This window comes from Sphingobacterium zeae (genome assembly GCF_030818895.1).
Lineage (GTDB): Bacteria > Bacteroidota > Bacteroidia > Sphingobacteriales > Sphingobacteriaceae > Sphingobacterium > Sphingobacterium zeae.
In genome coordinates, this window is the sequence record NZ_JAUTBA010000001.1 from 4,874,392 (window position 1) to 4,887,535 (window position 13,144).

General features: G+C 39.4%; 6 protein-coding genes. All 6 read left to right on the forward strand.

Going from position 1 to position 13,144, the window contains the following annotated elements; translation table 11 throughout:
- Nucleotides 1-132 precede the first annotated feature (132 nt).
- The 6 genes from QE382_RS20425 (at nucleotide 133) to QE382_RS20450 (ending at nucleotide 13,129) form a co-directional block, all read left to right on the forward strand.
- On the forward strand, nucleotides 133-2,523 hold the full coding sequence (locus QE382_RS20425; protein ID WP_307187534.1) for an ABC transporter permease: 2,391 nt from the start codon (nucleotides 133-135) through the stop codon (nucleotides 2,521-2,523).
- Between the two features lie 97 nt (nucleotides 2,524-2,620).
- Entirely contained in the window at nucleotides 2,621-4,981 is a 2,361-nt protein-coding gene (locus QE382_RS20430; RefSeq protein ID WP_307187535.1) for an ABC transporter permease, read from the forward strand.
- 134 nt (nucleotides 4,982-5,115) lie between these two features.
- Entirely contained in the window at nucleotides 5,116-7,449 is a 2,334-nt protein-coding gene (locus QE382_RS20435; RefSeq protein WP_307187536.1) for an ABC transporter permease, read from the forward strand.
- 49 nt (nucleotides 7,450-7,498) lie between these two features.
- The gene (locus QE382_RS20440; RefSeq protein WP_307187537.1) at nucleotides 7,499-9,889 is read left to right on the forward strand and encodes an ABC transporter permease; all 2,391 of its coding nucleotides are present in this window, start codon (nucleotides 7,499-7,501) and stop codon (nucleotides 9,887-9,889) included.
- A 60-nt stretch (nucleotides 9,890-9,949) separates the two neighbouring features.
- Nucleotides 9,950-10,534, forward strand: a complete 585-nt coding sequence (locus QE382_RS20445) for an ABC transporter permease (protein WP_307187538.1) — start codon at nucleotides 9,950-9,952, stop codon at nucleotides 10,532-10,534.
- A gap of 189 nt (nucleotides 10,535-10,723) precedes the next feature.
- Nucleotides 10,724-13,129: an ABC transporter permease gene (locus QE382_RS20450; RefSeq protein ID WP_307187539.1), complete on the forward strand. Its 2,406-nt coding sequence runs from the start codon at nucleotides 10,724-10,726 to the stop codon at nucleotides 13,127-13,129.
- Nucleotides 13,130-13,144 lie beyond the last annotated feature (15 nt).

The window sequence follows — 13,144 nt, forward strand, 5'->3', positions numbered from 1 at the left end:
ATCAATACATTATATTTATGGCAGACGAATTGAATTAACTGACTTTGCTATTTGTCGAATAACACAGTCTTCTACTAAAGCGAACTATGTGACAAGAATATAGCCTAATTAACAGTCTAAATACGCATAACCATGGTAAAGAATTATTTTAAAATCGCTTCGCGAAATATTAGAAAAAACAAAGGATTTTCTCTTCTAAATATGTTTGGACTTAGTATAGGAATAACATGTTTTCTATTATTGGCGGCATATATATACCATGAATCGAGCTATGAACGTTTCTTTCCCCACGCTGACCGCCTAGCTTATATTAGCCTCATCTATAAATCACCCAATAGCACCGAAGAAGTAAACTCTGCCGTAACACCAACAGGCTTAGCGCCTACATTGCAGGCTGAATTTCCGGATGTAGAACAAGCAACCAGATTCTACAGCTATTCCAAAGGCGGCAAAATAGAATCCAAAGAAGCACTAATAACTGAAAAAGGCCTGCTGTATGCTGACCAGAATGTTTTTAAAACTTTAGGTTATACTTTTCTCGAAGGTGATTCACAATCAGCCCTGGCAGAACCAAATCAGATTGTCTTGACAAAAAAACTCGCAGAGAAATATTTTCCCAAGCAGTCGGCCATCGGTCAGACACTATCCATTGACAAAGTCAACTGGAAAATCACAGGCATTATCGCAGACTTGCCCACGAATACACAGCTGAACTTCTCCGCACTCCTTTCCAATAAGGGATTAGAACGCTACAAAGAAATAGCATGGTCCTCTGCAAATGATGTAACCATAGCGCTCTTAAAAAATAAAGATCAGTTCGGCTTGATCCAACAGAAATTGGATCAAATGACTAAATCAAAATTCGCCGAAGCGACAAAACAAGGCTATCAATTTCGATTTATCCTGGAAAAGCTGACCGATATCCATCTCCACTCCAAAGCGGCAGGTACAGGAAACATTACTTATATCTATATTTTAATGGCATTAGGTGCTGCGCTTATTATTTTAACCTGTATCAATTTTACAAATTTGGTATTAGCACATGCGCTTGAACGTAAAAAGGAAATCGGTGTCAAGAAAGTACTAGGTGCTGCAAAGAAAACGATATTCTTTCAATTCTTCTTTGAATGTAGTATCATGGTCTTTCTAGCTGTTGGCTTTAGTCTTCTGACAACGGTACTCTTATTACCGGTATTTAGTTCGTTTATGGGCGCTGAGATAAAATTGACGATATGGGCCGATCCCCGCTTTTATGCAGTTTTGGCTGCATTTATAGTGTTAATAACTCTGCTTTCGGGCGGCTGGCCAGCCTATTCCATAGCAAGCTCAAAACCTATTTCGATTTTTAAACGAAAATTGACTGAAAAACAAAATGGTATATCTCTGAGCAGAGTACTCGTTACTTTTCAATTCAGTATCTCTATATTTTTTATTATCTGCACCTTATTCGCCGTTCGGCAGATGGATTTTATCCAGTCTAAAAACACCGGATTGGATCGCTCTGATATGTTGGTCATTGATGGCCGAGGATGGCAAAATAAAGAAAGGCAGCTATTAAAAGAAAAGTTAATGCAGCTCAATAGTGTCCAGGGCGTTACCGCTTCGTATGACAATCCTGTCAATATCCAAGGTGGCTACAGCGTCAGTGAAGTAGAAGGCCAACCCAATGATTTTGATATGGATGTCACGGCAATTCCGATTGAAAAAGATTTTGTTTCTGTTTTTCACATTCAGTCTGTAGCCGGTGAACCGCTATCAGATACGGATATCTTACGTGCACAGGATACAGTCTCACCCGAATATGGTTTCGTTGTAAATACGCTAGCGGCATCCGCTATGGGGTTTACACCCCAACAAGCAATTGGAAAGAAAATCAACCTAAACGGGCGTAAAGGAATGATTAAGCAGGTGGTCGCAAGTTTTAACTTTGCTTCGCTACATAGTGAGGTTAAGCCGATCGTACTCTTTCCAGAATATGATTATTTCGGCAATATTTTTATTCGACTCAATCCGACATCGCCGGTGAAAGATGCTCTTGCGCAGATAAAAGCTGTTATAAAAGATATTGATTCAAAAAACAGTTTTGAGTATCACTTTCTCAATGATGATTATAATAAGTTATATCTCAAAGATCAGCAAACAACACGAGTAATGCAGTTATTTTCCATCATTACCATTGCTATTGCCTGTATGGGACTATTTGCATTATCGGCCTACGCCGTGCAACAACGTTTTAAGGAAATAGGAATACGTAAAGTATTAGGTGCTTCAACAATCAAAATTGTCCAGATATTAAGCCTCGACTTCATGGTTTTAGTCTGCTCTGCCCTGCTAGTTAGTGTACCATTGGGATGGTATGCTATGCATCGCTGGATTGAGAATTTTGCCTATCATATTACGTTGGATTGGTGGGTATTTATATTGGCTGGAATCAGCGCATTGTTTGTATCATTTATAACCATCAGTTTTCAAACTGTAAAAGCTGCGATTCTGAACCCAGTTGATAGCTTAAGAGACGAGTAATTATTAACGTGACTAATTAACTAATACATCCGATAGATAACACCCGAGAGACTCTGTAAATTTCTCTCTTGCTATTTATCGATAATCGAAACAAAAAATGCTTAAGAATTATATCAAAATAGCTTGGCGTAACCTTTGGAAGAATAAAGGTTATTCCGCAATCAATATCATTGGGTTGTCCATCGGCATGACTGCCGTATTGATTATCGGAATATGGATACAAAATCAATTTCAATTTGACAATTTTTATAGCAATAATACCAGTCTTTATAAACTTTGGAACAAATATGAAGACGAGGGAAAAATTAAACTTCAACAAGTTACGTCGGGCCTCGCATCACCAGCACTGGAAGCTGAATATCCAGAGGTAGAACACGCCGCACGAATTTATTGGAGCTCCAATAGATTATTGTCTTTCGATGAGAAAAAAATAAAATCTAAAGGAAACGAAGTTGACCCCGCCTTTATACAAATGTTTGATTTCAAAATCCTTAGGGGAAATAACAACAATGCGTTAGGAGACAATAATAGTATTGTTCTCACGGAGAGCCTGGCAAGAAATATCTTTGGCGATGTCGACCCCTTGGATAAAATAGTTATGCTCGACGATAAAGAGCCTTATAAAGTAACTGCTGTAATCGCGGATTTGCCGAGCAATACAAATTTTGATTTTACCTATTTAATCCCCTTGGCTCAACCGGAGAATTACTCTCCGAATTGGACTTCCAATTCATTTTACACCTTTGTGCAGCTGAAAAAGGGTGTTGATATAGAAGCTTTCAATGAAAAACTGATCGGTTTTATCACAAAAAAAACGAACAATATCTCAAAAGGATCGCTTTTCCTATATCCTTTGTCAAAAATGCATCTTTACTCCAAATTCGAACAGGGAATACCTGTGGGGGGAAAGATAGACCAAGTCAAACTGATTGGTGGTATTGGCCTACTAATTTTGCTGATCGCCTGCATCAATTTTATCAATCTCAGTACGGCAAGAAGTCAGAAAAGAGCAAAAGAGGTTGCGGTTCGCAAAGTGGTGGGCGCCCAACGTTTCAACCTGATTGCCCAATTCCTTACTGAATCGGTCTTATTAGCACTTATTTCTGGACTAATCGCTATTGGTCTGGCCATCGGTATATTGCCCTTATTTAATAAAATATTAGACAGGCCTTTATCATTTTCCTTAACAGATCCAATCATCTGGATATCGTTAGCCGGATTCACATTTTTTACAGGCACATTGGCCGGATTATACCCTGCCTTTGTCCTATCTGCATTTAAGCCCGTTAAAACACTGAAACCGATAAGCCACTCCAAAAAGTTTGTGTTGAATTTTAGAGAACTACTGGTCATTTTCCAATTTGGTATTGCGATCATACTGATTATAGCGACTATGATTGTACGACAGCAAATCAATTATGCTGCGCAACGTGATATCGGTTACAACAGTTCACAGCTGATCGAAATACCAATGGAAGGTAATATGGAAAAAAATTACGAAGCAATTAAATCGGAGCTGATCAGCGCCAACATAGCGCAGTCGGTGACACGCACCGGTTGGTCTATCACACAAAATGCATCGAATACGAGCGGAGGTTTTCTATGGGAGGGTGCTACTCCTGAACAAGGCAATAAAATCGTCTTCAATCTTGGAAAAACAGAAAGTGATTTTGTGAAGACGCTTGGATTAAAACTTATAGCAGGCCGAGATATCGATTATAGTAGAATGCTAGCTGATAGCTCGTCAATATTGCTCAATGAAGCTGCCATTAGAGAAATGAATCTCAAAAATCCGGTTGGCAATTACTTAAAATGGGGCGATAAGACATATACGATTGTTGGTGTTATCAATGATCACATTAGCGGATCTCCCTATAATCCCGTCTCTCCATTGTTAATATCTGCGAACAAAAATTGGCTATTCAACATGGTTATTCGGGTCAATGTTACATCATCGTTTAGCCATCAGTTGAATCAAATTGAAAAGACGCTTAAGAAATTCAATCCAGCTTATCCTTTTGAATACAAATTCGTTGATCAACAGTTCGCTTCAAAATTCGGCGATCAACAACAGACGGCTAAGTTAGCATTTATCTTTTCGCTATTAGCCATATCCATTTCCTGTTTAGGCCTATTTGGACTTGCATCGTATATGGCCGAGTTGAAAACAAAAGAAATTGGTATACGCAAAGTACTTGGTGCATCCGTCTCAGGAATTACAGCAATGTTATCTAGAGATTTTGTCAAACTTGTCGTCATTGCCATTTTAATTGCATCTCCTATTGCGTGGTGGGCTATGAATAAATGGCTTCAGGATTTCTCCTATCGCATTGAAATACAGTGGTGGACATTTAGTTTAGCTGGAGCCTCCGCCATACTGATCGCTCTCATTACTGTCAGCAGCCAAGCAATTAGAGCTGCAAGCAGTAATCCGGTGAAAGCATTAAGAGATGAATAGCGGCTAAGTACAGTTAATAGATAAAATTAGGCTTTTAAATCAACTTTAAAAACAAATAGAGGGAAACTATAATTATGATAAGCAACTACATCAAAATAGCATGGCGCAACCTAATGAAGAATAAATCGTTTTCTATGACTAACATCATCGGGTTGGCAATAGGTATGGCCGGAGCATTGCTTATAGTGCTTTGGTTACAGAACATGTTGACGATGGACCGCTTTCATGAAAAGGGGAATCGCCTCCATGTCTTGAGTAATCGTGATGAATTTAAGGGCGATAAATCGGCCTGGGCATATACACCTAAAATATTAGGGCCCTCATTGGCCGCTGATTTCCCAGATATCGAAGCGTTTACACGATACAATGAGGGACACGAATTTTTAACGACATTTAAAGAAAAGAAGCTTATTGCAAACACAGTTTTTGTCGATCCCGGCTTTTTCAAGATGTTCTCCTTTCCTTTTATGAAAGGCGAACAGAATGTTAAATTTGATCACCCAAAAGGTGTTGTTCTTACTGAAAGCTATGCAAAGTCGCTGTTCGGCGATGAGGATCCAATAGGCAAATCGGTTAGAATAGATTCGGTCAATCAAGTTGATGTACAAGCTGTTATCAAAGATATCCCGAGTAATTCAAGTTTCAGATTTGACATACTTCTTCCTTTTGAATATGCAAAAATAATTGGTTATGTGGATGACAACTGGAGCAATAATTCAATAAGTACTTATGTCTTATTAAAAGATGGTGCTTCTTTAACAGCATTTAATAGTAAGATCAAGACCTATTTAAGGGATCATATCAATGCCAGCAATAAGGCAGAGGGTCGCTTATCAGCGAAAAACACAGGGGAGATTTTTGCTTTTCCTTATCCCGATTCTTTTCTGTATAACAATGGTAAAGGTGGAAATTATACTTCGGGACGGATTGATATTGTCAAGCTTTTTGCGTGGATCGGTGTTTTTATTTTATTAGTAGCCAGCATCAATTTTATGAACCTAAGCACAGCACGTTCTGAGCGTCGCGCAAAAGAGGTTGGTGTCCGTAAGGTAATTGGTGCAAGTAAGGCAAGCCTAATGGCTCAATTTCTCGTTGAGAGCATACTAATTAGTTTAATTGCGATGGTTCTCGCAACTTTACTTGTCTTTATAGTGCTGCCCTTTTTCAATGATCTTGTTGGTAAAAATCTTAGTCTTTCCCTATTGAGCCTACAGACCTGGCTTTTTCTACTCGCATTTGCACTGTTTACAGGGATATTAGCAGGTACTTATCCAGCCTTTTTCCTTTCCTCATTTCAACCGATCAAAACTTTGAAAGGAAAATTTGTTTCGAAGAGTAAAGGGTTTAACATTCGTTCAATACTCGTTGTTATACAGTTCAGCCTCGCTATTATATTGATTATCGCTACAGTCATTGTGGCAAAACAGATCCAGTATACTAAACAGCGCGACCGCGGCTATAATGAAAATGGTTTGCTCTACAGCAGTATTAAAGGTGACTTGGAAAAGAATTATAAAATCCTCCGGGACGAGCTTTTGGCCAGCAATGCTGTTGTCTCTGTATCGAAGAACATGTCGCCAGTAACAGACTTTTATAGCAATGGTTGGGGATTTACGTCCGGTACACCGACCGAAGAGGACAAAAGAATTTCTTACAACCGCTTTAGTACGGACGCTGATGCGGTAAAAAATCTTGGTCTCACTTTGATTCAAGGGCGTGATATCGACATATATAAATTTGCAACAGACAGTACTGCATTAATTTTAAATGAGTCTGCCGTTAAAAGTCTTCATCTTACAAACCCTGTAAATAGCATTGTGGATGGCGATGGCACCAAATGGAAAGTCGTTGGCGTTGTCAAAGATTTTATTATGGGATCGCCTTTTGGGGATAAAAAATCTATGGTTATTTTGGGCCCAAGGGCTTGGTTTACAACGATTCATTATCGTTTAAATACAAACAATAACATCGCAGACAACTTAAAAACAATTGAAACTATCTTTAAAAAATTCAACCCAGATTACCCATTTGAATATCAGTTCATTGACAAAACCTATGAACAAAAGTTTAAGGAAACAAAGGCTATAGGTACATTAGCGCTGGTTTTTGCAGGATTGACGATCTTTATTTCCTGTTTGGGCTTACTGGCACTGATCGCGTACATGGCGGAAACGCGCATGAAAGAAATTGCTGTTCGCAAAGTTCTTGGTGCAAGTGTCACCCAAGTAACTTATTTACTTTCAATTGATTTCATCAAGCTTGTCGTTATCGCTATTTTTATAGCGACGCCTATCGCGTGGTGGGCAATGGACAAGTGGTTGCAAGATTATAGCTATCGAATAGCGATCCATTGGTATTACTTTGCCATTGCTGGATTGATGGCAATTTTAATCAGTATGGCTACTATAAGTTATCAAACGATTAAGGCTGCATTAGGTAATCCTGTCGATAGTTTACGCGATGAGTAGCTAAAAGTTTAACAACATTTTTTTCGAAAGCTTTAAACCATAGAAGACGATGAATTCATTCAAACTTGCCCTTCGCAGCATCACTGTCAACCGACAATATACTTGGATCAATATCTTGGGCCTAAGTATTGGGTTCTCCTTGTGTCTTCTCGTATTTGCTCTTGTCATTGAAGAAAATTCGTACGACAAAAGCTGGAAAAATGCGGATCATCTCTTTCGGATTATCACTATAGATTCAACGGCTGGCCTTGAACGCCAAATGTCCAGAACATTCGTTAATTTAAGTACGGAACTCAAACAAGTACTTCCGGAGATTCAAAATGAGGCTCGGATAGAATCCAGAAAATATTATTTAAAACCGCATGCAAGCTCAGCACAGCCTATAGCCATACAGGTTTTGGAGTCGGAAATAAATATCTTGGATATGTTGAGCATCAAGGTTCTCGAAGGCAATCCCAAACAGCTGGTCCATGGAAAAACAAACTTGCTCATCGGCAAAGAATTCAAAGAAAAGTACTTTAAGAACGAAAATGTCATCGGCAAAGTCATCCAAAGTGCCGACCCCTATACCGATAAGCCATCCGATTATATCATCACGGGTGTTATGGATAATCTTCCTTATAATTCAACGCTCAGAGCTTCCGCCATTGCTTTAGTCCCCAAAATAGCAATGGAATTAAGCAAGGATGGCTCAGGCTACTACACCGAACAATTTGTACAACTAAAACCCGGGACACCAAGAATAGATCTCGAGCAGAAACTAAATCATTGGTATAAAGGATACCTCAGTCCTAACACAAAACATGTGACTTCCTTTCGCCTGCAGCCTATTCAGGATATCTATATGGAGCCATTAGGCAGTGTAGATATCAGCGGCAGCCAAAAAACAACAAACATATTTGTGGGTGTTGCCGTTTTGGTCTTTATTATTTCCTGCATCAATTTTATTAATATTTACGCTGTAAGAACAGTTAAAAAATTAAGAGCACTTCATATACATAAAGTATTGGGGGCCAGCCGAGCCCAGATGATCAGACGAATGCTGTTAGAAACAATCCTACTGTTTTTTATTTCTGCATTATGTAGTTTGGTACTTTTTAGACTTGGATTGTCCCAACTGGAACACTTTATAGGCTATGATCTCGCTTATATTAAATCCATACAGCTCCCTTTGCTATTGGCCTTTATGACGACAGCAATCGCCCTCGGCCTGCTAATTGGTTTTTATCCTGCATGGCTGATCTCTGGTATTAAGAGTTCAGATGCCTTAAAAAATAAGCTATCAAAAATTCCCGATGCGGAAGTCTTTATCAAAAAAATGCTCATCACTACACAGTTTAGCATTGCCATTATCGTCATCATTGGCCTTATAACAATCAAGTCTCAACTCAGTTATATGCAAGCAGCTCCCTTGGGAATGGAAGTCAAAAATGTGCTGAACATCGATTATTTTAACAAGGGTACACAAAATACAAATATAAAAGATCGAATTGGTCAACTTACCGGGGTTGAATCGGTCAGCGTCGCTGCCTGGACGCCGACAATCGGGTCAGGCGACCTTGCCAAGACAATCGTTGACAAGGACGATCCAGGGAAAAATATCCAAGTCAGTTTCATCGGTGGCGATGTCGATTTGCCCAAGACATTGGGAATCCAGTTGGTTAAAGGTCGATTATTGACCCCAGAAGATTATACGCCTATTGAAATGGATCTGGGAGAAGACGAAGGTATCAATAATGCCCTTGTGACGGAAAGTACGGCAAAAAAGCTTAGGATAGAAAAACTCGGTATCCTGTATAAAGACCTTCAAATTATCCCCGTCGGAATCATTAAAGATTTCCATAGTGAGTCTTTTCGTTTCAAGATCGTACCGACGGTGATTTTGGCTAAAGATTTTAATGGAAGTGGCAATATTCTGATAAAAGTGGCGGAAGGAAAAGAACAACAAATCTTTCGATCGGTATCTCAAATTATACAAAATACCTATCCTGATAAACACGTTTCCTTCCATTGGATAGATGAGTTGATTGCACAGCAATATGAAAAAGAGAACAAGCAAGTGCAATTATTTATCCTATTCAGTGCATTGACATTGTTGATCTCCGCCTTAGGAATTACAGGATTGATTATGCAAAATCTCGAACAGCGCACCAAAGAAATTGGCATACGCAAAGTACTAGGCGCAACAGTGCTCGACATATCACGTCTCTTTTCAAAAGATTATCTCATCTTATCCACCTTGGCTATTTTTATTGCCAGTCCAATAGCGGGGTATTTTTCAAAAAAATGGCTTGAAGATTATGCGTACAATGTGGGCGTACAATGGTGGTTCTTTATCCTTGCCGCGCTTGCCATCTTTTTGATCAGCATCATTACTGTCAATTTCCAAACAATACGTGCCGCACTAAACAATCCAGTAGATAGCTTACGAAACGAGTAAATATTCATTTTTAATAACAAAGTGGCCCCTCAATATGATCAAGAATAATTTAAAAATAGCATGGAGAAATTTAACCCGCAATTTCTCTACCTCGGTTTTAGCGATCAAGCCAGGAGTTTGATTCTCAAAACCCAAACAACCGATATGGAGAAGCTCATTCAAAAATTAGCGTCTCTCTATCGTTCCTTTCCAACAGACATTCCATTCAGCTATTCCTTTCTGGATGAGCGATACGCACAGACCTACCAAGCAGAAGTGAAAACGGGTAAGTTACTGAGCATCTTTGCGGGGCTGACCATTTTTGTGGCCTGCCTTGGTTTATTTGGCTTGGCTATTTTCACAGCCAATCAACGTAGAAAAGAAATTGGGATCCGAAAAGTTGTTGGAGCTACAGTGCCCGACATCACACGCATGCTTTCCACGGAGTTCGTCAAACTCGTACTAATTGCCATTATCATTTCTTCACCCCTAGCTTGGTGGATGATGCACAAATGGTTAGAAAATTTTTCATACCGAATTGAGATGCAATGGTGGATGTTTGTACTAGCAGGCGCGCTAGCCGTTTTTATTGCTTTAATTACGGTAAGTTCACAAGCGATACGTGCTGCCCTAACAAAACCTGTCGACAGTCTACGTGATGAATAAAATAGACTCGTCTGTTCAGCTATGGACAAAGCACTGTCCGATATCGAACAGCGAGTAAAAGAATCAGGAATGCAATCCGTTAATGATCAACAGGATAACTACTTGGCCAAACATTTGTATTCTTAATTTTTCAAGTAGAGCACAAGGTATCAGCAGCTCCACGACCAAAATAAATTCATATTTAAGACAATGAACTTTACAAACTTCAAGATTGCTTGGCGAAATATCGAAAAGAAAAAAGTGCAAAATCTGATCAATTTAATCGGATTGACCTGCGGTATTACTTTTCTACTACTTGTGAGCGCCTATGTATGGGATGTACATCAAGTGAATAGCAATATCAAAAATATTGATCGGCAATTTTTGTTGCAAAGCAAGTATAAGAAAGAAGGATTTGGTATTAACTTAACTACATTAGGGGCACTCCCAAAAGCTTTATATGAGGAGTATCCCAATCTGGTCTCTAATTATTATCGGATTGATGGATTGACCGGTATCGTAGCAAACGGTGCGACAGTACATGAAGAAGGCATGTCTCTTGGAGATCCCAGTCTATTGACGATGTTCGGATTTCATATTCTGGCGGGCAATGCCAATACGGCTTTAAATAATCCCTTTTCAGTTGTTATCAGTGACAAAGCAGCCATAAAATATTTCGGTCATGTGGATGTACTCGGCAAATCGCTACAGATAAAAAATTTCAAGGGTGAAAAGCAGGATTTTGAAATTACAGCAATCATCAAATCCGATGTTCAAAATGCCATTATGGATCTCACAAAGAATATGCATGCCGACATATTTTTACCGATCACCAACGAGCAATTCTTTGGCCGATCGATAGACAATTGGAATAACCCTTATATTGCCGGTTACATCGAATTGAAACCAGGTGTAAGCTTGAATCGCGTAGATGCCGCCATTGAAACGTTGGTAAGAAAAAATACCGATAAGGAATTTTCCAGTGAATATAGCCCTGATCTAAAACCATTGAAAACTTATTATTTGGATGACAACCAAGGGGCCGTCCGTAAAATGATACAGACGCTGGTTTGGACTGCCACCTTCATCTTGATCATGGCCATCATCAATTTCGTCAATTTTAGTATCGCTCAGCACATTACGCGATTAAAGGAAATCGGTGTTCGAAAGATGATGGGCTCATCTCGCATGCAGCTTATTAGACAGCTGATGACCGAATATATTCTGATTGTGGCCATAGCAGCATTGATCAGTCTTCCAATTTATTTCATCACAAGTCCAATCTTCGAACATGTCTTGATGCGCAAGCTACCCTCGTTGGTGGAATTACCGATTTACTTTTTTGGTCTACTGGTTATAATGACGTTGTTCATTGGTCTATCAGCGGGGCTCTATCCAGCCATTAAACTTTCCAATGTCGCAATACTTCCGGCAGTCAAAAGCCAGTTTTCGACGCTGGAGGGCAAACAGCTGGTCCGAAAAATTCTTTTGTTTTTTCAATTTGGGGTAGCCTTGCTCCTACTTGTCTGCACCTTAATTATTTCCAAACAAGTGGATCTATTTCTCCATAGCAATCTAGGCTACAACAAAGACTACTTATTAACCGTTCAGGTACCTAGAGATTGGTCCGTAAATGGTGTTCGCAAAATGGAGACCGTACAACAGGAACTCAGCCAACAGCCAGAAGTAAAATCAATAAGCTTATCTTATGAAACTCCCGGATTGCTTGGGTCCAATATGCAGCCTGCCTTCGGGACGACAGATGACAGAGAAATCCAGGTACAACGGATTACAAGTGATAGTCATTTTTTGGAAACGTATGAGATACCACTAGTTGCTGGAACTTTTCTCCCTAAAAACTATGTTGCCAATGCGAATAACAATCCAGTTGTTATCAATAAAAAGGCCATGAATGATTTTGGTTTTAAAAATGCCGAGCAAGCTATTGGTCAGCAAATTGCTCTGGCTGATCCCAGTTACAAAATGACTATTGTGGGCGTTGCAGACAATTTTGTTGCCAATTCACTTCATCAGGCCTCTCCTCCTATCGTCTGGACAGATGTACAGGAAAGCTTACAATATCGATACTTTAGCATCCGTTTACAGCAAGGCTCCCTTTCCAATGCATTACAACAACTCGAAAAAAAGTGGAAAACGTTGTTGCCCGATGCTCCATTCGAATATCAATTTATGGATGAACGTATCAAAAATTTATATGAAACTGAGCTGCAGTTGCATCGCGCTTCCCAGATTGCTACGGTTGTTTCGCTGCTGATTGTTGTATTGGGACTTACCGGATTAATATCGCTTTCCATCCATCTGCGCAATAAAGAAGTCGGCATTCGTAAAGTACTTGGGGCTTCCCTAGCACATTTGATGTTGCTCTTTTCAAAAGAGTACTACGGAATCTTCCTATTTGCGGCATTAACGACAGTTCCATTGAGTTATCTATTGATGCAATACTGGCTGCAAAATTACATTATCAGAATAGAAATCAATGCGTTTACCTACTTGTTACCGTTGGGGACTTTGATTGGTTTGCTGAGTTTATTGGTGGGCATTATTGTATTTCGATCAACTCGGTTTAATCCCGTTGAAAAATTACGAGATGAATAATTAACGAAACCAATA

Bases quoted from the DNA above. Each gene is read 5' to 3' on its own strand.
- QE382_RS20425 (WP_307187534.1), top strand. From the start codon at position 133: ATGGTAAAGAATTATTTTAAAATCGCTTCGCGAAATATTAGAAAAAAC.
- QE382_RS20430 (WP_307187535.1), top strand. From the start codon at position 2,621: ATGCTTAAGAATTATATCAAAATAGCTTGGCGTAACCTTTGGAAGAAT.
- QE382_RS20435 (WP_307187536.1), top strand. From the start codon at position 5,116: ATGACTAACATCATCGGGTTGGCAATAGGTATGGCCGGAGCATTGCTT.
- QE382_RS20440 (WP_307187537.1), top strand. From the start codon at position 7,499: ATGAATTCATTCAAACTTGCCCTTCGCAGCATCACTGTCAACCGACAA.
- QE382_RS20445 (WP_307187538.1), top strand. From the start codon at position 9,950: ATGGAGAAATTTAACCCGCAATTTCTCTACCTCGGTTTTAGCGATCAA.
- QE382_RS20450 (WP_307187539.1), top strand. From the start codon at position 10,724: ATGAACTTTACAAACTTCAAGATTGCTTGGCGAAATATCGAAAAGAAA.